The organism is Rhizobacter sp. P2_D12 (genome assembly GCF_056404395.1).
Map to the genome: position 1 here is coordinate 14,692 of NZ_JBFUEB010000028.1, position 22,419 is coordinate 37,110.

Below are 22,419 nucleotides of genomic sequence, written 5' to 3' on the forward strand. Positions count from 1 at the left end.
GTAAACCTCTCGGGATCAACCGAGGGTTCCCCCGGACAGGGACCCGGGGCACTCGACAAGCGTGAAATCGCCCTCATCTGCTTCGTTGACATGTTGGCCGCCATCGGCTTCAGGAGAATTTCATGCGTCTGACCACCAAAGGCCGTTTTGCCGTGACCGCGATGATCGACCTGGCTCTGCGTGAGCACTCGGGCCCGGTTGCACTGGCAGCCATCAGTGCCCGCCAGCAGATTTCGCTGTCCTACCTCGAGCAGCTGTTCGGCAAGCTGCGCCGCCATGGGCTCGTCGAGAGCACCCGCGGCCCCGGCGGTGGTTATTCGCTGGGTCGCAAGTCCGAAGAGGTCACCGTCGCAGACATCATCGTCGCGGTCGACGAACCGATCGACGCCACCGGCTGCGGCGGCAAGGAAAACTGCATGGGCGAGGACACCGGCCGCTGCATGACGCACGACCTGTGGGCCAGCCTCAATTCCAAGATGATCGAGTACCTCGATTCGATCTCGCTGCGCAAGCTGGTCGACGAACAGCTCGCCAAGGGCGTGTCGATCGAAGAGCAGCCGATCAAGCGGGCCATCTCGACCCAACCGGTCGTCAAGCCCATCAAGATCACGGCCCCGAACTCGGTGTTCGCGCTCGGCGGGGCCACGTTCTCGAAGTAACCAGTCCTCCGACGTATTCAGCCTCTATTGCCATGGACATGACGCCCCATTTCCCGATCTACATGGACTACGGTGCCACCACGCCGGTGGACCAGCGCGTGGTCGACGCGATGATCCCGTGGTTGCGCGAGCACTTCGGCAACCCGGCGTCGCGCAGCCACGCGTGGGGGTGGGAGGCCGAGGCGGCCGTCGAGAAGGCGCGCGAGCACGTGGCGGCGCTGATCGGTGCCGACCCGCGCGAGATCGTCTGGACATCCGGCGCGACCGAATCCAACAACCTGGCGCTGAAGGGCGCGGCGCAGTTCTACAAGACGCGCGGCAAGCACCTGATCACCGTCAAGACCGAGCACAAGGCGGTGCTCGACACGATGCGCGAGCTGGAGCGCCAGGGCTTCGAGGTGAGCTACCTCGACGTCCAGGAAGACGGCATGCTCGACCTCGACAAGCTGAAGGCGACGATGCGCGCCGACACCATCCTGGTGTCGGTGATGTTCGTCAACAACGAGATCGGCGTGATCCAGGACATCGCGGCCATCGGCGCGATGTGCCGCGAGCGCGGCATCATCTTCCACGTCGACGCGGCCCAGGCCACCGGCAAGGTGCAGATCGACCTGGCGACGCTGCCGGTCGACCTGATGAGCCTGGCCTCGCACAAGACCTATGGGCCGAAGGGCATCGGCGCGCTGTACGTGCGCCGCAAGCCGCGCGTGCGCATCGAGGCACAGATGCACGGCGGTGGCCACGAGCGCGGCATGCGCTCGGGGACGCTTCCGACGCACCAGATCGTCGGCATGGGCGAGGCCTTCCGCATCGCCCGCGAGGAGATGGGCGTCGAGAGCGAGCGCGTGCGCATGCTGCAGCAGCGCCTGATCAACGGCCTGAAGGACATCGAGCAGACCTTCCTGAACGGCCACGCCGACAAGCGCGTGCCGCACAACGTCAACATGTCCTTCAACTTCGTCGAGGGCGAGTCCTTGATCATGGGCATCAAGGGCATCGCGGTGTCGTCGGGCTCGGCCTGCACGTCGGCGAGCCTGGAGCCGAGCTACGTGTTGCGCGCCCTGGGCCGCAGCGACGAACTCGCGCATTCGAGCCTGCGCATGACGATCGGCCGCTTCACGACGACCGAAGAGATCGACTACGTCGTCACGACGCTGAAGGAACGCGTAGCCAAGCTGCGCGAACTGTCGCCGTTGTGGGAGATGTACAAGGACGGGATCGACATCAGCACCATTCAATGGTCGGCCCACTGAAGAAGCAGCAGTACCTGGAGAACTGAGATGGCTTACAGCGAAAAAGTGGTTGAGCACTACGAGAACCCGCGCAATGTCGGCTCCTTCGAGAAGGGCGACGACACCGTGGGCACCGGCATGGTYGGCGCRCCGGCCTGYGGCGACGTSATGAAGCTGCAGATCAAGGTGAACCCGGTGACGGGCCTGATCGAGGACGCGAAGTTCAAGACSTACGGCTGCGGYTCGGCSATCGCRTCGAGCTCGCTGRTSACCGAATGGGTCAAGGGCAAGTCGCTGGACGAGGCGCTGTCGATCAAGAACACGCASATCGCCGARGARCTGGCRCTGCCGCCGGTCAAGATCCACTGCTCGATCCTGGCCGAGGACGCGATCAAGGCGGCGGTCAACGACTACAAGGCGAAAGCCTCGCAAACCGCCCACTGACATCATGGCCGTCACGCTGACCGAAGCCGCGGCACGCCACGTGTCGCGCTACATCACCAAGCGCGGCAAGGGCGTGGGCGTCCGGCTGGGCGTCAAGACGACCGGCTGCTCGGGCCTGGCCTACAAGCTGGAATACGCCGATGACGTGGCACCGGAAGACGCGGTGTTCGAAGACCATGGCGTCAAGGTGCTGGTCGATCCGAAGAGCCTGCCCTACATCGACGGCACGCAGCTCGATTTCGTGCGCGAAGGCCTGAACGAAGGGTTCAAGTTCCGCAACCCGCGCGAGAAAGACCGTTGCGGCTGCGGCGAGTCGTTCCGCGTCTAGACGCAGGTGCATGTGAAGCAGGGCGCGGCCGCAAGCCGCGCCTTTTTGTTGTCCGAGACCGATGAAGCTCGATAGCGACGATTTCGAACTGTTCGGCCTGCCGCGGCGCTTTGCGCTCGACCGCGACGAGCTGGACGCGCGCTGGCGCGCACTGCAGGCCGAGGTGCACCCGGACCGCTTCGCATCCGAGGGCGGCTCGGCGCAGCGCGTCGCGATGCAATGGGCGGTGCGGGTCAACGAGGCCTACCAGCGCCTGAAGAGCCCGCTGAAGCGCGCGGCCTACCTCTGCGAGCTGAACGGTGCGGCCATCGACGCCGAGAACAACACCGCGATGCCGGGCAGCTTCCTGATGCAGCAGATGGAATGGCGCGAGGCGCTCGACGACGCGACCGACCTGGCCCAGGTGGAAGACCTCGCCGACGACGTGGCCGCGCACCGCCAGCAGGCCATCGCCGCGCTGCAGGCCACGCTCGACGAGCGCCGCGACTTCACCGCGGCGGCCCAGCAGGTCAGAGCCCTCATGTTCGTAGAGCGCTTTGCCGACGACGTCGATCACCGGCTGGAAGCGCTGGGACAATAGAACCATGGCCCTGCTGCAAATCTCCGAACCGGGTGGCGCACCCGACCCGCACCAGCGTCGCATCGCGGTCGGCATCGACCTCGGGACGACGCACTCCCTCGTCGCCGCCGTGCGCAACGGCGTGTCCGAATGCCTGCCGGATGCGGCCGGCCACGTGATCCTGCCGTCCGCCGTGCGCTACCTGCCCGAAGGGCGGCGCGAGATCGGCCAGGCGGCGCTCGCGCAGGCGGCACTCGACCCGGCCAACACCATCGTTTCGGTCAAGCGCTTCATGGGGCGCGGCCTCGGCGACGTGGCCCATGCCGACAAGCTGCCGTACGACTTCGTCGACGCACCGGGCATGCTGCAGCTGCGCACCGTCGACGGCGTGAAGTCGCCGGTCGAGGTGTCGGCCGAAATCCTCGCGACGCTGCGCTACCGCGCCGAGGACACCTTCGCCGACGACCTGTTCGGCGCGGTGATCACCGTGCCCGCCTACTTCGACGACGCGCAGCGCCAGGCCACGAAGGATGCGGCGCAGCTCGCCGGCCTGAACGTGCTGCGCCTGATCAACGAGCCGACCGCAGCCGCCATCGCCTACGGGCTGGAGAACGGCTCGGAAGGCCTGTATGCGGTCTACGACCTGGGCGGCGGCACCTTCGACATCTCGCTGCTGAAGCTGTCCAAGGGCGTGTTCGAGGTGGTCGCGACCGGCGGCGACTCGGCGCTGGGCGGCGACGATTTCGACCGCGCGCTGGCCGACTGGGCGCTGGCGCAGGCCGGGCTCGGCGCCGACACGCCGCAGGACAAGCGAGCCGTGCTGGTGGCCGCGCGCGCCGCGAAGGAGAAGCTGTCGGCGGCCGACCATGCCACGCTCGCCAGCCCGCTGTTGGCCGGCGAGCTGTCGGTGCGCGTGACGCGTGCGCAGTTCGAGACGCTCGGTGCCGCGCTGGTCGCACGCACGCTGTCGGCGGTGCGCAAGACCTTGCGCGATGCGCAGGCCGCGAAGGACGAGGTGCAGGGCGTCGTGATGGTCGGCGGTTCGACCCGCATGCCGATGGTGCAGGCGGCGGTCGCCGGGTTCTTCGGCAAGACGCCGCTGACCAACCTGAACCCGGACGAGGTGGTCGCGCTCGGCGCCGCGATCCAGGCCAATGCGCTGGCGGGCAACGCCGGTGCCGACGAGTTGCTGCTGCTCGACGTGATCCCGCTGTCGCTGGGCCTCGAGACGATGGGCGGGCTGGTCGAGCGCATCATCCCGCGCAACAGCACCATCCCGACCGCGCGCGCCCAGGAGTTCACCACCTTCAAGGACGGCCAGACCGCGATGGCGCTGCACGTGGTGCAGGGCGAGCGCGAACTGGTCAGCGATTGCCGGTCGCTGGCGCGCTTCGAGCTGCGCGGCATGCCGCCGATGGTGGCCGGTGCGGCGCGCATCCGCGTCAGCTTCCAGGTCGATGCCGACGGGCTGCTGAGCGTCAGCGCGCGCGAAGAGGTGTCGGGCGTCGAGGCCGCGATCACCGTGAAGCCGAGCTACGGCCTGTCGGACGACGAGGTCGCGCGCATGCTGACCGAAAGCTTCAGCACCGCCGAATCCGACATGCGGGCGCGCAGCCTGCGCGAATCGCGCGTCGAGGCCGAGCGCATGCTGCTGGCCACGCGCTCGGCGCTGGACGCCGACGGCGACTTGCTGGGCGCCGACGAGCAGGCCGCGATCGCGCAATTGCTCGCGGCGCTCGAAGCGAGCCGCGATTCCGAAGATCACCACCAGATCGACGCCGCCGTCGAAGCGCTGGCCAAGGGCACCGAAGCCTTTGCGGCCGAGCGCATGAACCGCGGCATCCGGCAGGCCCTGGCCGGCCGGCGCGTCGAGGAAGTCTGAGCACCATGCCTGTCATCAAGATCCTGCCGCACCCGGAGTACTGCCCGGCCGGTACCGAAATCTCCGCCCCGCCGGGCACCTCGGTCTGCGAGGCGCTGCTCGAGAACGGCATCGAGATCGAGCACGCCTGCGAGCTGAGCTGCGCGTGCACCACGTGCCACGTCGTGGTGCGCGAGGGCTTCTCGTCGCTGGGCGAGATGGACGAGAGCGAGGAAGACCTGCTCGACCGCGCCTGGGGCCTGGAGCCGCAGTCGCGCCTGTCGTGCCAGGCCATCCTGTCGCAGCAGGACGTGACGATCGAGATCCCGAAGTACACGATCAACCACGCCAAGGAAAAGCACTGAAGCGGCGCATAAAAAAACCGCCTGATCCACGCGGATCAGGCGGTCCGGAAAGGGCTGGGCCCTACTGAGGAGATAGACGACAAGCGCTTCGCTCTTGCCGCAAGGGTATGAGCAAGGGGCGTGCCAGCTTTCCTCAGGCGGCTTGCTCGACGTGCCCGTGGCGGGTGTAGAGGAAGTCCAGCACCTCCTTGCGGTAGTGCACGTACTTGGCGTCTTCCGCCAGTTCCACCCGGTTGCGTGGCCGCGCCAGCTCGATCGCCAGGACCTCGCCGATCGTTGCCGCCGGCCCGTTGGTCATCATCACGATGCGGTCCGACAGCAGCACCGCCTCGTCGACGTCGTGCGTCACCATCACCACCGTGCTGTGCGTGCGGGCGACGATTTTCAGCAGCTCGTCCTGCAGATGGGCGCGCGTCAGCGCATCCAGCGCGCCGAACGGCTCGTCGAGCAGCAGCACCTTGGGCTCCATCGCCAGCGCGCGTGCAATGCCCACGCGTTGCTTCATGCCGCCCGAGATCTCGTGCGGCCGCTTGGCCGCCGCGTGCGCCATGTTGACCAGCGCCAGCGCGGCCAGCGAACGCTCCTTCAGCTGCGCCTTGGTCTCGCGAGCCCCGAACACCCGCTCGACCGCCAGGTGCACGTTCTCCAGGCAGGTCAGCCACGGCAGCAGCGAGTGGTTCTGGAACACCACCGCGCGTTCCGGGCCCGGCGCCGCGATCTCGCGCGCATCGCAGATCAGCGAGCCGCCGGTCGGCAGCGTCAGCCCGGCGATCAGGTTCAGCAGCGTCGACTTGCCGCAGCCCGAATGCCCGATCAGCGTGACGAACTCGCCCTTCGCGACCGACAGGTTGATCTCGCGCAGCGCGTGGAAGCGCCCCTTCTTCGTGCTGAACACCATCTCGGCATCGCGCACTTCGATGAAACTGGCTGTGCTCACGGTCAGACCTCCTCGTAGGTGAAGCGCTTGGCCACCGCGACCAGCGCCGCTTCGAGCAGCAGCCCGACGATGCCGATCACGAAGATCGCGATCAGGATGTGGGTCACGTTCAGGTTGTTCCACTCGTCCCAGACCCAGAAGCCGATGCCCACGCCGCCGGTCAGCATCTCGGCCGCGACGATCACCAGCCAGGCCGTGCCCACGCTCAGCCGCACGCCGGTCAGCATGTAGGGCAGCACGGCGGGGAACAGGATGCGCGTGATGACCTTCCATTCCGACAGGTTCAGCACCCGCGCCACGTTCAGGTAGTCGGCCGGCACGCGCTGCACGCCGACGGCGGTGTTGATCACCATCGGCCAGATCGAGCAGATGAAGATGGTCCAGATCGCGGCCGGGTTCGCGGCCTTGAACACCAGCAGCCCGATCGGCAGCCACGCGAGCGGCGACACCGGGCGCAGCAGGCTGATCAGCGGCGAGGCCATGTGGTTCAGGAAGCTGAAGCGCCCGATCAGGAAGCCCGCGGGGATGCCCACCAGCGCCGCCAGCCCGAAGCCCACCGCGACGCGCTGCAGCGAGAACAGGATGTTCCAGCCGATGCCCTGGTCGTTCGGGCCCTTGCTGTAGAACGGGTCGGAGAACACCTTCACCGCCTCGGTGAAGGTGGCGGCCGGCGTCGGGAAGCTGCCGCCCTTCATCGTCAGCAGCGCCCACACGCCGACCAGCAGCGCGATGCCGATGACCGGTGGCAGCACCTTCAGCAGCAGCGCGTTCCAGTCGAACGCGCGCCGCGGCGCCTTGGGCAGCACCGGGGCCGGTGCGGCAGGCACCGGCTTGGCGGCGACAGGCGCGGGCGCCTCGCTGCCCGAGCCGGCGGGGGAATGGAAGACGGCACTCACCATGGCGTACTCCTTGTCGCTTGGATGGGGGCCCGTTCAGGCCTTGAGCTTGAAACTGTCGGCATACTTGGCCGGCTCCTTGCCGTCCCACACCACGCCGTCGATCAGCTTGCTGCTGCGCATCGGGTCCTTCGGCACGTTCACCTTCATGGCCGAGGCCGCCTGCTTGTAGAGCTCGACCTGGTTGATCTGCTTCGCGACGGCCAGGTAGTCCGGATGCTCCTTCAGCAGGCCCCAGCGCTTGTGCTGCGTCAGGAACCACATGCCGTCGCTCAGGTACGGGAAGTTCACCGCGCCGTCGTTGAAGAACTTCATGTGGTTCGGGTCGTCCCAGGTCTTGCCCAGGCCGTTCTGGTAGCGGCCCAGGATGCGCTGGTTGATCGCGTCGACGCCGGTGTTGACGTAGGCCTTGTCGGCCACCGTCTCGGCCATCTTCAGCTTGTTCTGCAGGCTGGCGTCGATCCAGCGCCCGGCCTCGATCACGGCCATCATCACGGCGCGCGTGGTGTTGGGATATTTCTTGACGAAGTCGCCGGTGGTGCCGAGCACCTTCTCGGGGTGGTCCTTCCAGATGTCCTGCGTGGTCACCGCGGTGATGCCGATGCCGTCCATGATCGCGCGATGGCCCCAGGGCTCGCCGACGCAGTAGCCGTCCATGTTGCCCACGCGCATGTTGGCCACCATCTGCGGCGGCGGCACGGTGATCACCTTGGCGTCCTTCATCGGGTTGATGCCGACGCTGGCCAGCCAGTAGTACAGCCACATCGCGTGCGTGCCGGTCGGGAAGGTCTGCGCGAAGGTGTACTCGCGCTTGTCGGCGGCCATCACCTTGGCCAGCGAGGCGCCGTCGACCGCACCCTTGTCGGCCAGCTTCTTCGACAGCGTGATGGCCTGGCCGTTGTTGTTCAGCGTCATCAGCACGGCCATGTCCTTCTTCGGGCCGCTGATGCCCAGGTGCACGCCGTAGACCAGGCCGTACAGCACATGTGCCATGTCGAGTTCGCCGTTGACCAGCTTGTCGCGCACGCCGGCCCACGAGGCCTCCTTGGTCGCGACGATCTTGACGCCGTACTTCCTGTCGAAGCCCAGCACCGAGGCCATCACCACCGACGCGCAATCGGTCAGCGGGATGAAGCCGATGCGCACTTCCTCCTTCTCGGGCTTGTCGGAGCCTTGCGCGTACACCGCGCTCTGCAGGCCCGGCACGAGGCCGGCGGCACCGCCGGCGGCGGCGGCTTTGATCAGGGTTCGGCGGCTCATCAGGTTCTTTCGCGTGAGGGGGCTTGTCATGGCGTGGCTCAGGTTCCCGGAAAGCAGAAAACAAAAAGGCGTCCGCACGAAGCCGGGTTGAACCCGACCAGTGGGGACGCCATCGTCCGATCCGCCACGTCCCAACCTTGGTGCGCGCGGATGCTGTGGAAGATCGCCGTTGACCTTCCGAGGGAGGTCAAAGCAAGCCGTGTGCCAAGTCAACCCAGGAGGTCGGAGACGTCGAGCATGCGTTGCGCCACGTCGACCAGCCGCAGCCCCTTGTCCATCGCCGCCTTGCGCAGTCGCGCATAGGCGGCGTCCTCGCTGAGCCCCTGGCGCGTCATCAGCAGGCCCTTGGCGCGGTCGATCACCTTGCGGTCGGACAGCTCGGTGCGGGCATCGGCCAGCTCGCGGCGCAGCGCCTCTTCGTGGCGGAAGCGTGCCATCGCGACGTCGAGCACCGGTTTGACGCGCTCCGGCGCGAGCCCGGCGACGACGTAGGCGGTCACCCCCGCGGCGATCGCATCGGGCACGTGCGTGGTGTCGTCGTCGTCGGTGAACAGCACGATCGGGCGCCGCGCATCGCGCGTGGCCATCACGACGTGCTCCAGCGTGTCGCGCGCCTGGCTCTCGGCGTCGATGATGATCATGTCGGGCTGGATCTGCGCCAGCCGGTCGGGCAGGAAGACGTCGGCCGGCAGCACCGCGACGATGTTGTACCCGTTCTCCAGCAGCCCGATGCGCAGCGTGCGCGAGCGTTCCGCCTCGATCGGGTCGGGCGCACCCTCGCTGCCGTCCGGGGCCAGCGAGTCAGGGGCGACGATGACGATGCGCAGGACCGGTGCGCGCGGCGGTTTCATGGACGAAGCCGCAGCAACATCCGCGCCACGCGCGGGGGGCGGGACGGGTCAGTCGTGCGGGGTGGTGTGCAATGCGCGGCGGATCCAGCCGCCGATCGGGCGCAGCGAGTCGAACACCGAATCCGACGGCGGTTCGTCGAACTCGCGCTGCTCCAGCAGGCCCTGCGCCTCCAGCGCGTCGAGGAAGACACGCACGTCCTGCCGTTTCAGCCCGGCCACGGCGGCCAGCTGGTCGACCGACATGTGCCGGTGCGACATGTCGCTCAGCATGCGGCGGTAGGCAGTGCGATGGAACGGAGCCGGCAGCTCCGTCCATGCCATCAGGCGGTATTCCTTCATGGGGGTTCCCTAACGACGTTGTTGTTGGCAGGTGCTTCGTGGCACTGCTCCGGTGCGAGAGTAGTCGTACGACGTCGTTCATGGAAGGGGGTCGGATAGAAATCTAGGGTAAACCCTTGGTTTTGGCTGTGGTGGATTTGCCGCCCTGGCTACACTGGCCGGATGAAGGTCCTGGGCGTGGAATCATCGTGCGACGAAACAGGGGTGGCGTTGGTGGAGGCGGGGGCGGGCGGCGTACCGACGCTGATCGCGCACGCGCTGCACAGCCAAGTCGAGATGCACCAGGCTTATGGCGGCGTGGTGCCGGAGCTGGCCTCGCGTGACCACATCCGGCGCGTGCTGCCGCTGACCGAGCAGGTGATGCGCGAGGCCGGTGCGTCGCTGGCCGACGTCGACGTGGTGGCCTTCACGCGCGGGCCGGGTCTGGCCGGGGCCTTGCTGGTCGGTGCCGGCGTCGCGTGCGCGCTCGCGGCGGCACTCGGCAAGCCGGTGCTGGGCGTGCACCACCTCGAAGGGCACCTGCTGTCGCCGTTCCTGGCCACCGATCCGCCCGAGTTTCCATTCGTCGCGCTGCTGGTCTCCGGCGGGCACACGCAGCTGATGCGGGTCGACGACGTCGGCCGCTACGAGCTGCTGGGCGAGAGCATCGACGATGCCGCCGGCGAGGCCTTCGACAAGTCGGCCAAGCTGCTCGGCCTGGGCTACCCGGGCGGGCCGGCGCTGGCGCGGCTCGCGGAGCAGGGCCGCGCCGATGCGTACGCTCTGCCGCGGCCACTGCTGCACAGCGGCGACCTCGACTTCTCGTTCGCGGGGCTCAAGACCGCCGTGATGACGCAGCTGCGCAAGCTCGGGCCGCACCCGGACGACGTGCAGCGGGCCGACGTCGCGGCATCGACGCAGGCCGCGATCGTCGAGGTGCTGTTGAAGAAGTCGCTCGCGGCGCTGAAGCAGACCGGCCTGAAGCGCCTGGTCGTCGCCGGCGGCGTCGGCGCCAACACGCAGTTGCGCCGCCAGTTGAACGCCGAATGTGCGAAGCGCCAGGTGAGGGTGCATTACCCCGAGCTGGCGCTGTGCACCGACAACGGCGCGATGATCGCGTTGGCCGCCGCGATGCGCCTGCAGCGCGGCGAGGCGGCCGGTCGCGACTACGGCTTCGACGTGCGGCCGCGCTGGCCGCTGGCGTCGCTGTCGGCGGCGATCAGCTGATGCTGATCTGCGTCGCGCCGGTCGGCACGCGCTTGGCGAGCGTCAGCGTCAGCACGCCGTTCTCGAACTTCGCGTTCGAGTTCGCCTGGTCCACCTCGGCCGGCAGCGCGATGGTGCGCGCGTAGTGGGCGGCGCTGCGCTCGCGGTACAGCACGCGCTGGCCGTCGGTGGCGTCCTTGGCGTCGGCACCCTTCGCCTCGCCCGCTTCGAGCGTGACGCGGCGGCCTTCGACGGTCACCTTCAGCTGCTCCTTGGTGAGGCCGGGCAGGTCCAGTGTCAGCGTGTAGGCGGTGTCGCTCTCCAGCACGTCGAGCGCGGGCACGCGGGCCTGGGCCGGCGTGTTGCGCAGCGTTTCGGCAAACAGGTGGTCGACGGCACGCGACAGCGTGGTGGCGTGGCGCGACGACAGGGTGGTCGGGGTCAGGACGAACATGATGGCTCCTACAATTCAGTCAATCGCTGCAACCGCGCAGCAACTCATGCCGCTGAACTTGATAGCGGCATTTTTGTTTTCAAGTGGGTTGAAAAATGCACATCGTGGCTTGGGTGAAGCGGTGCGGCGTGCTGGCGGGCCTGCTGTCGGGCATGTCGATGGCGCTGGCCGCGGCGCCGGCCGAGCCGGTGCGCATCGCGCTGATCGAGGGCCTGTCGGGCTCGTTCGCGAACGCCGGCGAGGCGGTGCACCGCAACCTGCTGTGGGCGGTGGAGCGCGTCAACCAGCGCGGCGGCGTCAGCTTGCCGGATGGTCGCCACCCGCTGGAGCTGGTGCGCTTCGACAGCAAGGGCAGCAACGAAGAGGCGCTGTCATTGCTGCGCGCGGCCATCGACCAGCACATCGGCTTCGTGATGCAGGGCAACAGCTCGGCCACCGCGGCGGCGCTGGTCGACGCGCTGAACAAGCACAACCAGCGCGAGCCGTCGCGGCGCGCGATCTTCCTGAACTACTCGGCCGTCGACCCGGCGCTGACGAACGAGAAGTGCAGCTTCTGGCACTTCCGCTTCGATGCGCATGCCGACATGCGGCTGCAGGCGCTGACCGACGTGCTGGCCGCCGATGCGAAGCTGAAGAAGGTGTACCTGATCGGCCAGGACTACAGCTTCGGGCAGAGCGTGCTGAAGCAGGCGCGCGCGATGATCGCGGCCAAGCGGCCCGACATCGAGATCGTCGGCGATGAGCTGCACCCGCTCGGACGCATCAAGGACTTCCTGCCCTACGCGTCGAAGATCAAGGCGAGCGGCGCGCAGGCGGTGCTCACCGGCAACTGGGGCAACGACCTGACCTTGCTGATCCGCGCGGCGCGCGAGGTCGGGCTCGATGCGCGCTTCTACACCTTCTACGGCAATGCGCTGGGCGTGCCGGCGGCCCTCGGCGAGGCCGGTGTCGATCGCGTGCTGGCGGTGGCCGAGTGGCACCCCAACCTGGGCACGCCGGCTTCCGACAAGTTCTACGCGGGCTTTCGCGAGCGCTTCCCGAAGCCCGAGGACGACTACGTGCACATGCGCATGCAGGCGATGGTCGAGACGCTGGCCGCGGCGATCGAGAAAGCCGGCAGCATCGATCCGCTGGCGGTGGCACGTGCGCTCGAAGGAGCCAGGCTCGACCCGAAATACCTCGGCGGTTTCCACCGCGGCACGATGCGCGCGGCCGACCACCAGTTCGAGCAGCCGCTGGTCGTCAGCGTGATGCAGCGCGCCGGCACCCCGGGCGTGCGCTTCGACAACGAGGGCTCGGGCTACGGTTTCAAGACCGTGCTGCAGCTCACCGAATCCCAGACCGAGATGCCGCACCGCTGTGCGATGGAGCGACCATGAGAGACATCATTGCCAGGCTGCCTGCGTCGAAGATCCGCGAGGTCGCGAATGCGGCGATGGGGCGCGACGACGTGCTGCCGTTCTGGTTCGGCGAGAGCGACGAGCCGACGCCGGATTTCGTCACCGAAGCCGCGGTCGAGTCGCTGCGTCGCGGCGAGACCGCGTACGCCCACAACCTGGGCCTGCCCGAGTTGCGCGATGCATTGGCGCAGTACGCGACAAGGCTGCACCGCCCGGTCGGTGCCGACCGCATCGCCGTCACCTCGTCCGGCGTCAACGCGCTGATGATCGCGACGCAGGCGCTGGTGGGGGCCGGCGACGAGGTGGTCGCTGTCGTTCCGGTGTGGCCCAACATCACCGCGCAGCCGGCCATCCTGGGGGCCGACGTGAAGCGCGTCGCTTTGCAGGTGCGCGACGGCGCCTGGCAGCTCGACCTGGATCGCCTGCTGGCAGCCATCACCGGCAAGACCCGGCTGCTGCTGGTCAATGCGCCGAACAACCCGACCGGCTGGACGATGACGCGTGCCGAGCAGCAGGCGGTGCTGGACCACTGCCGCCGCACCGGCACCTGGATCGTCGCCGACGAGGTCTACGAGCGGCTGTATTACGAGCCGGGGCCTGTCTCTGAGTCAAGCCTGGCCGCGCCCAGCTTCCTCGACATCGCCGGGCCCGACGACCGGCTGGTCGTCGCGCACAGCTTCTCGAAGAGCTTCCTGATGACCGGCTGGCGCCTGGGCTCGCTGGTCGTGCCGGCGGCGCTGACGGCCGACATCGGCAAGCTGATCGAGTTCAACACCTCGTGCGCGCCGGTCTTCGTGCAGCGCGCCGGCGTCGCCGCGCTGGCCGGTGCCGACGGCTTCGTGCCGGGCCTGGTCGGCCGGCTGAAAGCCTGCCGCGACACGCTGGTGCCGCGCCTGCAGGCGCTGCCGGGCGTCACGCTGGCGATGCCGTCCGGCGGCATGTACGCCTTCTTCCGCATCGAGGGCGAGGACGATTCGCTGGCGCTGGCCAAGCGCCTGGTCACCGGCGTCGGCCTGGGCCTGGCGCCCGGCGCGGCCTTCGGCGACGAGGCCGAAGGCTGGCTGCGCTGGTGCTTCGCCTCGCGCGACCCGTCCCGGTTGGTCGAAGGGGTGGAGCGGCTGAAGCGCGCCCGTGGGCTATAATCGACGGGCTTTGCCTTCACAGGCCCAGCAAATTCGCACGGCGCGGGTCAGTTTCACCCGCGACCGCAAGTAGCAACCTTCCGGATGCATGAAAAGGCACCGGGAATCCCAGGAAACTGACATGTCCGTCGCAGATCTGAACAAGTCCGAGATCGTCAAGGCCAATGCCCGCAGTGCCAACGACACCGGGTCGCCCGAAGTGCAGGTGGCCCTGCTGACCGCCCGCATCAACGAGCTGACCCCCCACTTCAAGCTTCACCTGAAAGACCACCATGGCCGCCGTGGCCTGCTGAAGATGGTCAACACGCGCAAGAGCCTGCTGGCCTACCTGCGCAAGACGGACGCAGACCGTTACACCGCGCTGATCCAGAAGCTGGGTCTGCGCAAGTAATCTGCGCATGAAGAGCGAGAGCCTGTCTGGACCGTCCAGCACAGGCTCTTTGCGCTTCTGAAGTCGCGATTGGAGCTGAGCACCCACAGATGACGATGTGTCATTCCACCAGCGTTCGAACCCCCGAACGCCGCTGGAATGGCATCGCGCCAGGTTGCTGCAGTTCCGGGCCCAAAGGCGTCGCCCACCCCAGGCGCTGACAACGAACCGGAGAAAAAGCATGAGCATGTTCAACAAAGTCACCAAGACGTTCCAATGGGGCCAGCACACCGTCGTGCTGGAAACCGGCGAGATCGCCCGCCAGTCGAGCGGCGCCGTCATCGTCAACATCGAGGACACCGTGATCCTGGCCACCGTGGTCGGTGCCAAGAACGCGAAGCCGGGGCAGGATTTCTTCCCGCTGACCGTCGACTACATCGAGAAGACCTACGCCGCCGGCAAGATCCCCGGCAGCTTCTTCAAGCGCGAAGGCCGCCCGAGCGAACTCGAGACGCTCACGTCCCGCCTGATCGACCGGCCGCTGCGTCCGCTGTTCCCCGAAGGCTTCTACAACGAAGTCCAGGTCGTCATCCACGTGCTGTCGCTGAACCCCGAGGTGTCGGCCGACATCGCCGCGCTGATCGGCTCGAGCGCCGCGCTCGCGATCTCCGGCATCCCGTTCAACGGCCCGATCGGCGCCGCCCGCGTGGGCTACGTCAACGGCCAGTACGTGCTGAACCCGGGCAAGACCCAGCTGCTCGACTCGCAGATGGACCTGGTCGTCGCCGGCACCGAAGCCGCCGTGCTGATGGTCGAATCCGAAGCCCAGCAGCTGAGCGAAGAGATCATGCTCGGTGGCGTGGTCTATGGCCACGACCAGAGCAAGATCGCGATCGCCGCGATCAACGACCTGGTGCGCGATGCCGGCAAGCCGGCCTGGGACTGGGCCGCCCCGGCCAAGGACGAGCCTTTCATCGCCAAGATCACCGCGCTGGCCGAAGACAAGCTGCGCGCCGCCTACCAGATCCGCTCGAAGCAGGCCCGCACGCAGGCCACCCGCGAAGCCACGGCGTCGGTGGTTGCCGCGCTGACGGCCGAAGGCGTCGAGTTCGACAAGGTCAAGGTCGACAACGTGCTGTTCGACATCGAGGCGCGCATCGTGCGCAGCCAGATCCTGTCGGGCGAGCCGCGCATCGACGGCCGCGACACCCGCACCGTGCGCGCCATCGAGATCCGCAATGGCGTGCTGCCGCGCGTGCACGGCTCGGCGCTGTTCACCCGCGGCGAGACGCAGGCGCTGGTGGCCGCGACGCTGGGCACCGAGCGCGATTCGCAGAAGATCGACGCGCTGGCCGGCGAGTTCAGCGAGCACTTCATGCTGCACTACAACATGCCCCCGTTCGCCACCGGCGAAACCGGCCGTGTCGGCACCCCGAAACGCCGCGAGATCGGCCACGGTCGCCTGGCCAAGCGCGCGCTGGTCGCGGTGCTGCCGGACCGCGTCGAGTTCCCGTACTCGATGCGCGTGGTCTCGGAGATCACCGAATCGAACGGTTCGTCGTCGATGGCCTCGGTGTGCGGCGGCTGCCTCGCGCTGATGGACGCCGGCGTGCCGCTGAAGGCGCACGTCGCAGGCATCGCGATGGGCCTGATCAAGGACGGCAACCGCTTCGCGGTGCTGACCGACATCCTCGGCGATGAAGATCACCTGGGCGACATGGACTTCAAGGTGGCCGGCACGACCTCGGGCGTGACCGCGCTGCAGATGGACATCAAGATCCAGGGCATCACGAAGGAAATCATGCAGGTCGCGCTGGCGCAGGCCAAGGAAGCCCGCCTGCACATCCTCGGCAAGATGACCGAGGCGATGGGCGAAGCCAAGACCGAGGTGTCGCAGTTCGCCCCGCGCCTGTACACGATGAAGATCAACCCGGAGAAGATCCGCGACGTGATCGGCAAGGGCGGCGCGACCATCCGTGCGCTGACCGAGGAAACCGGCACCACGATCGACATCGGCGAAGACGGCACCATCACGATCGCCTCGGCCGATGCCGACAAGGCGGCCTACGCCAAGAAGCGCATCGAAGAGATCACCGCCGAGGTCGAGGTGGGCAAGGTCTACGAAGGCCCGATCACCAAGCTGCTCGAGTTCGGTGCGCTGGTCAACCTGCTGCCGGGCAAGGACGGCCTGCTGCACATCAGCCAGATCGCTCACCAGCGGGTCGAGAAGGTCACCGACTTCCTGAAGGAAGGCCAGATCGTCAAGGTCAAGGTGCTCGAGACCGACGAGAAGGGCCGCGTCAAGCTGTCGATGAAGGCCTTGCTCGACCGCGATCAGGCGCCGGCATCGGCTCCTTCGGCCCCTGCCACGCAGGAGTGAGCGCCCTGGGTCGCCGCGAGGCGGCCCGGTGCCATCTTTTGTGAGTCCACGATGAAGGCGATCGCGATCACCTCCCACGGCGCGCCCGACGTGCTGCGCGCCATCGAGCGCGCGGCACCGGTGCCTGCGGCCGGCGAACTGCTGATCCGCGTCGGCGCGTCCGGCATCAACCGGCCGGACGTGCTGCAGCGCAAGGGCCACTACCCGGTGCCGCCGGGGGCGTCCGACCTGCCGGGGCTGGAGGTCGCGGGCGAGGTCATCGCCGGCGATGCGGCGGCGATGGCGGCGGCGGGCATCGCGCTCGGCGACCGCGTCTGCGCGCTGGTGGCCGGCGGCGGCTACGCCGAGCTGTGCGTCGCGCCGGTCGGCCAGTGCCTGCCGGTGCCGGCGGGCTTCAGCGACGTCGAGGCCGCCAGCCTGCCCGAGACCTTCTTCACCGTCTGGTCCAACGTGTTCGAGCGCGCCCACCTGCAGCCGGGCGAAAGCCTGCTGGTGCAGGGCGGCACCAGCGGCATCGGCGTCACCGCGATCCAGCTGGGCAAGGCCTTCGGCGCGCGCGTGATCGCGACCGCCGGCAGCGACGACAAGTGCGCAGCCTGCGTCGCCCTCGGTGCCGACGCGGCGATCAACTACCGCACGCAGGATTTCGTCGACGAGGTGAAGCGGGTGACCGATGGTCGCGGCGCCGACGTCATCCTCGACATGGTGGCCGGCGACTACATCGCGCGCGAACTGAAATGCCTGGCCGACGACGGCCGGCTGGTGCTGATCGCGGTGCAGGGCGGCACCGCCGCGCAGATCGATGCCGGCGCCGTGCTGCGCCGCCGCCTCACCATCACCGGCTCGACGCTGCRCCCGCGTTCGGTCGCCTTCAAGACCGCCATTGCGCAGTCGCTGCGCCGGCAGGCCTGGCCGTGGCTCGCGTCGGGCCAGGTGAAGCCGGTGATCCACCAGGTGTTCCCGGCCGAGCAGGCCGCCGCGGCGCATGCGCTGATGGAAACGAACCAGCACATCGGCAAGCTGGTGCTCACATGGTGACCACCGTCCCAGGAGATCGAAGCATGCGTCGCAAGCTCGTCGTCGGCAACTGGAAGATGAACGGCAGCCGCGTCGCGAATGCCGAGCTGCTGGCCGGGCTGGGCGCAGCGGGTCCGTTCGATGCGGCGGTGGCGGTGTGCGCACCGTTCCCGTACCTGGGCGAGGTGGCGCTGTCGCTGCAAGGCCAGCGCTTCGCCTGGGGTGCACAGGATTGTTCGGCGCACGACAGCGGGGCCTTCACCGGCGAGGTGTCGGCCGCGATGCTGGCCGAGTTCGGCTGCCAGTACGTGATCGTCGGCCATTCCGAGCGCCGCGCGCTGCACGGCGAATCCGACCAGCTGGTCGCGGACAAGGCGAAGGCTGCGCTTGCGCACAAGCTGACGCCCATCGTCTGCGTCGGCGAGACGCTGGCCGAACGCGAGGCCGGCCAGACCGATGCGGTCGTCAAGCGCCAGCTGTCGGCGGTGATCCACACGCTGGCGCACTGCATCTCGCAGGTCGTCGTGGCCTACGAGCCGGTGTGGGCCATCGGCACCGGCAAGACCGCATCGCCCGAGCAGGCGCAGGCGGTGCATGCGCTGCTGCGCGCGCAGCTGCACGCGGCGACGCAGAAATCGGATGAGATGTTGTTGTTGTACGGCGGGAGTGTGAAAGCCGACAACGCCGCCAGCCTGTTTGCCCAAGCCGACATCGACGGCGGGCTGATCGGCGGGGCGTCCCTGAAGGTTGCGGATTTCGCGGCCATATGCAAAGCGGCGGCCTGACCGCAGCCAATGATTTTCCTGGAGCAAGAACAATGCAAGTGCTGTTGAATTTCATCGTCGCCATCCAGATGCTGGCGGCCCTGATCATGATCGGGCTGGTGCTGGTGCAGCACGGCAAGGGCGCCGACATGGGCGCCTCCTTCGGCAGCGGTTCGTCGGGCAGCCTGTTCGGCGCCACCGGCAGCGCCAACTTCCTGTCGCGTTCGACGGCGGTGTGCGCGGCGATCTTCTTCGTCTGCACGCTGGCGCTGGCCTACTTCTCGCACGAGCGCGCCAGCGTCGCGCCGGACACCGGCTCGACCATCCTCGACCGTGCCCCGAGCCCGGTGGCTGCCAGCGCGCCGGCCGGCCTGGCCTCGGCCCCGGCGGTTGCCGCCTCAAGCATCGCCGCCCCGGTGCAGGCCGCTTCGGGCGCCGGCGCGATCCCGACCAAGTAAGGCGCCGGCCAAGGCCCGCGGGGTACCCGACTGTCGTGCTGCACCGCGGTGCACAGCGCGTAAACCCCAGGTCTTTGCGGTTAGAATTTACGGCTGTTCGGTAAGCCAGTCCTCATGCCAACCGAACAGCAGTTTTGATGGGTTCTTGCTAGGCCGTCGTGGTGAAATTGGTAGACACGCTATCTTGAGGGGGTAGTGGCGMAAGCTGTGCGAGTTCGAGTCTCGCCGWCGGCACCAGATCTTTGAACGAGGCACTTACCCAGTGCCTCGTTTGTTTCAAGACGGCTCAAACCACACCATGAACCTGGCCCCCTACCTCCCCGTCATCCTGTTCATCCTGGTCGGCGTGGGGGTTGGCGTAGCGCCCCAGGTGCTGGGTTTCCTGCTGGGTCCGCACAAGCCGGACACCGCGAAGAATTCCCCCTACGAATGCGGCTTCGAGGCCTTCGAAGACGCGCGCATGAAGTTCGACGTGCGCTATTACCTCGTCGCCATCCTCTTCATCCTGTTCGACCTCGAGATCGCGTTTCTCTTCCCGTGGGCGGTCTCGCTCAAGGAAATCGGTCCGGCAGGGTTCTGGGCCATGATGGTCTTCCTCGGCATCCTCGTCGTCGGCTTCGCCTACGAGTGGAAAAAGGGCGCCCTCGATTGGGAGTAAGCAATGAGCATTGAAGGCGTTCTCAAAGAAGGCTTCGTCACGACCAGCGTCGACACGCTGATCAACTGGTCGAAGACCGGCTCGCTGTGGCCGATGACCTTCGGCCTCGCCTGCTGCGCGGTCGAGATGATGCATGCGGGCGCGGCCCGCTACGACATCGACCGCTTCGGCATGCTGTTCCGCCCCAGCCCGCGCCAGAGCGACCTGATGATCGTCGCCGGCACGCTGTGCAACAAGATGGCACCGGCGCTGCGCAAGGTCTACGACCAGATGGCCGAGCCGCGCTGGGTGCTGTCGATGGGGTCGTGCGCCAACGGCGGCGGCTACTACCACTACAGCTACTCGGTGGTGCGCGGCTGCGACCGCATCGTGCCGGTCGACGTCTACGTGCCGGGCTGCCCGCCGACGGCCGAGGCGCTGCTGTACGGTGTGCTGCAGCTGCAGACCAAGATCCGCCGCGAAAACACGATCGCCCGCTGAGGCCGCGAATGAGCAAACTCGACACCCTCCAGGCGGCGCTCGAAGCGGCCTTCGTCGGCAAGATCAAGCGCTTGGTGCGCGACCGCGGCGAGCTCACGCTCACCGTCGGCGCCGGCGACTACGCCGCCATTGCGCTCGCGCTGCGCGACGACCCCACGCTGCGCTTCGAGCAGCTGATCGACCTGTGCGGCCTCGACTATTCGTCGTACAAGGACCAGCCGCACGAAGGCCTGCGCTACTGCGTGGTCTCGCACCTGCTCTCGGTCACGCACAACTGGCGCCTGCGCCTGAAGGTGTTCGCGCCCGACGACGACCTGCCGCTGGTCGCATCGGTCAACGACACCTGGAACGCCGCCAACTGGTTCGAGCGCGAGGCCTTCGACCTGTACGGCATCCTGTTCGACGGCCACGTCGACCTGCGCCGCATCCTGACCGACTACGGCTTCATCGGCCACCCGTTCCGCAAGGACTTCCCGACCTCGGGCCATGTCGAGATGCGCTACGACCCCGAGCAGAAGCGCGTGATCTACCAGCCGGTGACGATCGAGCCGCGCGAGATCACGCCGCGCATCATTCGCGAAGACAACTACGGCGGACTGCACTAGAGGCTCGCGCCTCGAGGCGATGACATGGCTGAAATCAAGAACTACACGCTCAATTTCGGACCGCAGCACCCGGCAGCCCACGGCGTGCTGCGACTCGTGCTGGAGCTCGACGGCGAAGTGATCCAGCGCGCCGACCCGCACATCGGCCTGCTGCACCGCGCCACCGAGAAGCTGGCCGAAAGCAAGACCTACATCCAGTCGCTGCCCTACATGGACCGCCTCGACTACGTGTCGATGATGTCCAACGAGCACGCGTACTGCCTGGCCATCGAGCGCCTGCTGGGCGTCGACGTGCCGCTGCGCGCGCAGTACATCCGCGTGATGTTCGCCGAGCTGACGCGGCTGCTGAACCACCTGCTGTGGCTGGGCGCGCACGGGCTCGACTGCGGTGCAATGAACATCCTCATCTACTGCTTCCGCGAGCGCGAAGACCTGTTCGACATGTACGAGGCGGTGTCGGGCGCGCGCATGCACGCGGCCTATTTCCGCCCGGGCGGCGTCTACCGCGACCTGCCCGACGCGATGCCGCAGTACAAGGCCTCGAAGGTGCGCAACGCGAAGACCATCGCGCGCCTGAACGAGAACCGCCAGGGCTCGCTGCTCGACTTCATCGAGGATTTCTGCAAGCGCTTCCCGAAGAACGTCGACGACTACGAGACGCTGCTCACCGACAACCGCATCTGGAAGCAGCGCACCGTGGGCATCGGCGTCGTCAGCCCCGAGCGCGCGCTGAACCTGGGCTTCACCGGCSCSATGCTGCGCGGCTCGGGCATCGCCTGGGACCTGCGCAAGAMGCAGCCCTACGACGTCTATTCGCAGATGGACTTCGACGTGCCGGTCGGCGTCAACGGCGACACCTACGACCGCTACCTGGTGCGCGTCGAGGAGATGCGCCAGGCCAACCGCATCATCCAGCAGTGCGTCGCCTGGCTGCGCGCCAACCCGGGGCCGGTGATCACCGACAACCACAAGGTGGCACCGCCGACGCGCGTCGAGATGAAGTCGAGCATGGAAGAGCTGATCCACCACTTCAAGCTCTTCACCGAAGGTTTCCACGTGCCCGAAGGCGAGGCCTATGCGGCGGTGGAGCACCCGAAGGGCGAGTTCGGCATCTACCTGGTCAGCGACGGCGCCAACAAGCCCTACCGCCTGAAGATCCGCGCCCCCGGCTTCGCCCACCTGGCAGCCCTTGACGAGATGGCCCGTGGCCACATGATCGCCGACGCCGTCGCGGTCATCGGCACGATGGACATCGTGTTCGGAGAGATCGACCGATGAGTTCGCTGATTTCGGACAGCACACGCGCGCGCTTCGACCGCGAAGTGGCCAAGTACCCCGCCGAGCAGAAGCAGTCGGCCGTGATGGCGCTGCTGGCCATCGTGCAGCAGGAGCAGGGCTTCGTCTCGGCCGAGAGCGAGAAGCTCGTCGCCGACTACCTCGGCATGCCGCCGATCGCGGTGCACGAGGTGACGACCTTCTACAACATGTACAACCAGCAGCCGCTGGGCAAGTTCAAGCTGAACGTCTGCACCAACCTGCCGTGCCAGCTGCGCGACGGCCAGACCGCGCTCGAGCACCTGTGCTCGCGCCTGGGCGTCGAAGAAGGCGGCACCACCGCCGATGGCGTGTTCACCGTGCAGAAGAGCGAATGCCTGGGCGCCTGCGCCGACGCGCCGGTGATGCTGGTGAACGACCGCCAGATGTGCAGCTTCATGAACGAGCAGCGCCTCGACGAGCTCGTCGACACGCTGCGCGCGGCCAAGTGAAACGGGAAC

At 67.6% G+C, this 22,419-nt stretch carries 26 protein-coding genes and 1 tRNA gene; 21 read left to right on the top strand and 6 right to left on the bottom strand.

The window, feature by feature from the left end:
- The first annotated feature begins 122 nt into the window (after positions 1-122).
- From AC1DYN_RS11860 to fdx, 7 genes are all read left to right on the top strand, one after another.
- Positions 123-659, top strand: coding sequence for a Fe-S cluster assembly transcription factor (locus tag AC1DYN_RS11860; protein ID WP_477959612.1), 537 nt, complete (start codon positions 123-125; stop codon positions 657-659).
- 32 nt (positions 660-691) lie between these two features.
- Positions 692-1,912 (top strand): IscS subfamily cysteine desulfurase, encoded by a 1,221-nt coding sequence (locus AC1DYN_RS11865; RefSeq protein WP_477959615.1) that lies wholly within the window; start codon positions 692-694, stop codon positions 1,910-1,912.
- Positions 1,913-1,939: 27 nt separating this feature from the next.
- The gene (iscU, locus tag AC1DYN_RS11870) at positions 1,940-2,335 is read left to right on the top strand and encodes a Fe-S cluster assembly scaffold IscU (RefSeq protein WP_477959617.1); all 396 of its coding nucleotides are present in this window, start codon (positions 1,940-1,942) and stop codon (positions 2,333-2,335) included.
- Positions 2,336-2,339: 4 nt separating this feature from the next.
- Positions 2,340-2,663, top strand: a complete 324-nt coding sequence (iscA, locus tag AC1DYN_RS11875) for an iron-sulfur cluster assembly protein IscA (RefSeq protein WP_477959619.1) — start codon at positions 2,340-2,342, stop codon at positions 2,661-2,663.
- Between the two features lie 61 nt (positions 2,664-2,724).
- The gene (hscB, locus tag AC1DYN_RS11880; RefSeq protein ID WP_477959621.1) at positions 2,725-3,243 is read left to right on the top strand and encodes a Fe-S protein assembly co-chaperone HscB; all 519 of its coding nucleotides are present in this window, start codon (positions 2,725-2,727) and stop codon (positions 3,241-3,243) included.
- A gap of 4 nt (positions 3,244-3,247) precedes the next feature.
- On the top strand, positions 3,248-5,104 hold the full coding sequence (gene hscA, locus AC1DYN_RS11885; protein ID WP_477959623.1) for a Fe-S protein assembly chaperone HscA: 1,857 nt from the start codon (positions 3,248-3,250) through the stop codon (positions 5,102-5,104).
- Positions 5,105-5,109: 5 nt separating this feature from the next.
- Positions 5,110-5,448: an ISC system 2Fe-2S type ferredoxin gene (gene fdx / locus AC1DYN_RS11890; protein ID WP_477959626.1), complete on the top strand. Its 339-nt coding sequence runs from the start codon at positions 5,110-5,112 to the stop codon at positions 5,446-5,448.
- Between the two features lie 133 nt (positions 5,449-5,581).
- Here the strand turns inward: fdx and AC1DYN_RS11895 are convergent, their stop codons facing one another.
- The 5 genes from AC1DYN_RS11895 to AC1DYN_RS11915 all read right to left on the bottom strand — a co-directional run bounded on the left by AC1DYN_RS11895 (position 5,582) and on the right by AC1DYN_RS11915 (position 9,731).
- Positions 5,582-6,346 carry an ABC transporter ATP-binding protein gene (locus tag AC1DYN_RS11895; protein WP_477959703.1) on the bottom strand — a complete coding sequence of 255 codons (765 nt, stop codon included), beginning with the start codon at positions 6,344-6,346 and terminating at the stop codon, positions 5,582-5,584.
- Between the two features lie 41 nt (positions 6,347-6,387).
- Positions 6,388-7,284 carry a nitrate ABC transporter permease gene (gene ntrB, locus AC1DYN_RS11900; protein ID WP_477959628.1) on the bottom strand — a complete coding sequence of 299 codons (897 nt, stop codon included), beginning with the start codon at positions 7,282-7,284 and terminating at the stop codon, positions 6,388-6,390.
- 33 nt (positions 7,285-7,317) lie between these two features.
- The gene (locus AC1DYN_RS11905) at positions 7,318-8,541 is read right to left on the bottom strand and encodes a CmpA/NrtA family ABC transporter substrate-binding protein (protein WP_477959630.1); all 1,224 of its coding nucleotides are present in this window, start codon (positions 8,539-8,541) and stop codon (positions 7,318-7,320) included.
- Positions 8,542-8,750: 209 nt separating this feature from the next.
- Positions 8,751-9,392 (bottom strand): ANTAR domain-containing response regulator, encoded by a 642-nt coding sequence (locus tag AC1DYN_RS11910; protein WP_477959632.1) that lies wholly within the window; start codon positions 9,390-9,392, stop codon positions 8,751-8,753.
- A 48-nt stretch (positions 9,393-9,440) separates the two neighbouring features.
- A complete protein-coding gene (locus AC1DYN_RS11915) occupies positions 9,441-9,731 on the bottom strand; it encodes a hypothetical protein (RefSeq protein ID WP_477959634.1) in 291 nt (96 codons plus the stop codon).
- Positions 9,732-9,893: 162 nt separating this feature from the next.
- On the opposite strand from AC1DYN_RS11915, the gene tsaD reads away from it, so the two are divergent.
- Positions 9,894-10,937: a tRNA (adenosine(37)-N6)-threonylcarbamoyltransferase complex transferase subunit TsaD gene (gene tsaD, locus AC1DYN_RS11920; protein ID WP_477959636.1), complete on the top strand. Its 1,044-nt coding sequence runs from the start codon at positions 9,894-9,896 to the stop codon at positions 10,935-10,937.
- Here the strand turns inward: tsaD and AC1DYN_RS11925 are convergent.
- Positions 10,930-11,370, bottom strand: a complete 441-nt coding sequence (locus tag AC1DYN_RS11925; RefSeq protein WP_477959638.1) for an Hsp20/alpha crystallin family protein — start codon at positions 11,368-11,370, stop codon at positions 10,930-10,932. The genes tsaD and AC1DYN_RS11925 overlap by 8 nt on opposite strands.
- Positions 11,371-11,465: 95 nt before the next feature.
- On the opposite strand from AC1DYN_RS11925, the gene AC1DYN_RS11930 reads away from it, so the two are divergent.
- The 13 genes from AC1DYN_RS11930 to nuoE all read left to right on the top strand — a co-directional run bounded on the left by AC1DYN_RS11930 (position 11,466) and on the right by nuoE (position 22,410).
- Entirely contained in the window at positions 11,466-12,749 is a 1,284-nt protein-coding gene (locus tag AC1DYN_RS11930; RefSeq protein WP_477959640.1) for a branched-chain amino acid ABC transporter substrate-binding protein, read from the top strand.
- Positions 12,746-13,912 carry a pyridoxal phosphate-dependent aminotransferase gene (locus AC1DYN_RS11935; protein WP_477959642.1) on the top strand — a complete coding sequence of 389 codons (1,167 nt, stop codon included), beginning with the start codon at positions 12,746-12,748 and terminating at the stop codon, positions 13,910-13,912. Before AC1DYN_RS11930 ends, AC1DYN_RS11935 begins: the two co-directional genes overlap by 4 nt.
- 121 nt (positions 13,913-14,033) lie before the next feature.
- A complete protein-coding gene (gene rpsO, locus AC1DYN_RS11940) occupies positions 14,034-14,303 on the top strand; it encodes a 30S ribosomal protein S15 (RefSeq protein ID WP_477959644.1) in 270 nt (89 codons plus the stop codon).
- 220 nt (positions 14,304-14,523) lie between these two features.
- On the top strand, positions 14,524-16,662 hold the full coding sequence (gene pnp, locus AC1DYN_RS11945; RefSeq protein ID WP_477959646.1) for a polyribonucleotide nucleotidyltransferase: 2,139 nt from the start codon (positions 14,524-14,526) through the stop codon (positions 16,660-16,662).
- A 51-nt stretch (positions 16,663-16,713) separates the two neighbouring features.
- A complete protein-coding gene (locus tag AC1DYN_RS11950) occupies positions 16,714-17,700 on the top strand; it encodes an NAD(P)H-quinone oxidoreductase (RefSeq protein WP_477959648.1) in 987 nt (328 codons plus the stop codon).
- Between the two features lie 23 nt (positions 17,701-17,723).
- Positions 17,724-18,464 (top strand): triose-phosphate isomerase, encoded by a 741-nt coding sequence (gene tpiA / locus AC1DYN_RS11955; RefSeq protein WP_477959650.1) that lies wholly within the window; start codon positions 17,724-17,726, stop codon positions 18,462-18,464.
- A 32-nt stretch (positions 18,465-18,496) separates the two neighbouring features.
- Positions 18,497-18,901, top strand: coding sequence for a preprotein translocase subunit SecG (gene secG, locus AC1DYN_RS11960; protein ID WP_477959652.1), 405 nt, complete (start codon positions 18,497-18,499; stop codon positions 18,899-18,901).
- A 152-nt stretch (positions 18,902-19,053) separates the two neighbouring features.
- Positions 19,054-19,138 (top strand) — tRNA-Leu (locus AC1DYN_RS11965).
- Positions 19,139-19,199: 61 nt separating this feature from the next.
- Positions 19,200-19,559, top strand: coding sequence for an NADH-quinone oxidoreductase subunit A (locus AC1DYN_RS11970; protein ID WP_477959654.1), 360 nt, complete (start codon positions 19,200-19,202; stop codon positions 19,557-19,559).
- 3 nt (positions 19,560-19,562) lie between these two features.
- On the top strand, positions 19,563-20,039 hold the full coding sequence (locus AC1DYN_RS11975) for a NuoB/complex I 20 kDa subunit family protein (RefSeq protein ID WP_056807940.1): 477 nt from the start codon (positions 19,563-19,565) through the stop codon (positions 20,037-20,039).
- 8 nt (positions 20,040-20,047) lie between these two features.
- A complete protein-coding gene (locus AC1DYN_RS11980; RefSeq protein WP_477959656.1) occupies positions 20,048-20,644 on the top strand; it encodes an NADH-quinone oxidoreductase subunit C in 597 nt (198 codons plus the stop codon).
- Positions 20,645-20,668: 24 nt separating this feature from the next.
- Positions 20,669-21,922: an NADH-quinone oxidoreductase subunit D gene (locus AC1DYN_RS11985; RefSeq protein ID WP_477959658.1), complete on the top strand. Its 1,254-nt coding sequence runs from the start codon at positions 20,669-20,671 to the stop codon at positions 21,920-21,922.
- Positions 21,919-22,410: an NADH-quinone oxidoreductase subunit NuoE gene (gene nuoE / locus AC1DYN_RS11990; protein WP_477959660.1), complete on the top strand. Its 492-nt coding sequence runs from the start codon at positions 21,919-21,921 to the stop codon at positions 22,408-22,410. Before AC1DYN_RS11985 ends, nuoE begins: the two co-directional genes overlap by 4 nt.
- Positions 22,411-22,419: the final 9 nt, after the last annotated feature.

Bases quoted from the DNA above. Each gene is read 5' to 3' on its own strand.
- AC1DYN_RS11910 (WP_477959632.1), bottom strand. From the start codon at position 9,392: ATGAAACCGCCGCGCGCACCGGTCCTGCGCATCGTCATCGTCGCCCCT.
- iscA (WP_477959619.1), top strand. From the start codon at position 2,340: ATGGCCGTCACGCTGACCGAAGCCGCGGCACGCCACGTGTCGCGCTAC.
- AC1DYN_RS11980 (WP_477959656.1), top strand. From the start codon at position 20,048: ATGAGCAAACTCGACACCCTCCAGGCGGCGCTCGAAGCGGCCTTCGTC.
- hscA (WP_477959623.1), top strand. From the start codon at position 3,248: ATGGCCCTGCTGCAAATCTCCGAACCGGGTGGCGCACCCGACCCGCAC.
- tsaD (WP_477959636.1), top strand. From the start codon at position 9,894: ATGAAGGTCCTGGGCGTGGAATCATCGTGCGACGAAACAGGGGTGGCG.
- rpsO (WP_477959644.1), top strand. From the start codon at position 14,034: ATGTCCGTCGCAGATCTGAACAAGTCCGAGATCGTCAAGGCCAATGCC.
- tpiA (WP_477959650.1), top strand. From the start codon at position 17,724: ATGCGTCGCAAGCTCGTCGTCGGCAACTGGAAGATGAACGGCAGCCGC.
- nuoE (WP_477959660.1), top strand. From the start codon at position 21,919: ATGAGTTCGCTGATTTCGGACAGCACACGCGCGCGCTTCGACCGCGAA.
- hscB (WP_477959621.1), top strand. From the start codon at position 2,725: ATGAAGCTCGATAGCGACGATTTCGAACTGTTCGGCCTGCCGCGGCGC.
- ntrB (WP_477959628.1), bottom strand. From the start codon at position 7,284: ATGGTGAGTGCCGTCTTCCATTCCCCCGCCGGCTCGGGCAGCGAGGCG.
- pnp (WP_477959646.1), top strand. From the start codon at position 14,524: ATGAGCATGTTCAACAAAGTCACCAAGACGTTCCAATGGGGCCAGCAC.
- secG (WP_477959652.1), top strand. From the start codon at position 18,497: ATGCAAGTGCTGTTGAATTTCATCGTCGCCATCCAGATGCTGGCGGCC.
- fdx (WP_477959626.1), top strand. From the start codon at position 5,110: ATGCCTGTCATCAAGATCCTGCCGCACCCGGAGTACTGCCCGGCCGGT.
- AC1DYN_RS11860 (WP_477959612.1), top strand. From the start codon at position 123: ATGCGTCTGACCACCAAAGGCCGTTTTGCCGTGACCGCGATGATCGAC.
- AC1DYN_RS11915 (WP_477959634.1), bottom strand. From the start codon at position 9,731: ATGAAGGAATACCGCCTGATGGCATGGACGGAGCTGCCGGCTCCGTTC.
- AC1DYN_RS11895 (WP_477959703.1), bottom strand. From the start codon at position 6,346: ATGGTGTTCAGCACGAAGAAGGGGCGCTTCCACGCGCTGCGCGAGATC.
- AC1DYN_RS11935 (WP_477959642.1), top strand. From the start codon at position 12,746: ATGAGAGACATCATTGCCAGGCTGCCTGCGTCGAAGATCCGCGAGGTC.
- AC1DYN_RS11930 (WP_477959640.1), top strand. From the start codon at position 11,466: ATGCACATCGTGGCTTGGGTGAAGCGGTGCGGCGTGCTGGCGGGCCTG.
- AC1DYN_RS11865 (WP_477959615.1), top strand. From the start codon at position 692: ATGGACATGACGCCCCATTTCCCGATCTACATGGACTACGGTGCCACC.
- AC1DYN_RS11905 (WP_477959630.1), bottom strand. From the start codon at position 8,541: ATGAGCCGCCGAACCCTGATCAAAGCCGCCGCCGCCGGCGGTGCCGCC.
- AC1DYN_RS11970 (WP_477959654.1), top strand. From the start codon at position 19,200: ATGAACCTGGCCCCCTACCTCCCCGTCATCCTGTTCATCCTGGTCGGC.
- AC1DYN_RS11975 (WP_056807940.1), top strand. From the start codon at position 19,563: ATGAGCATTGAAGGCGTTCTCAAAGAAGGCTTCGTCACGACCAGCGTC.
- AC1DYN_RS11925 (WP_477959638.1), bottom strand. From the start codon at position 11,370: ATGTTCGTCCTGACCCCGACCACCCTGTCGTCGCGCCACGCCACCACG.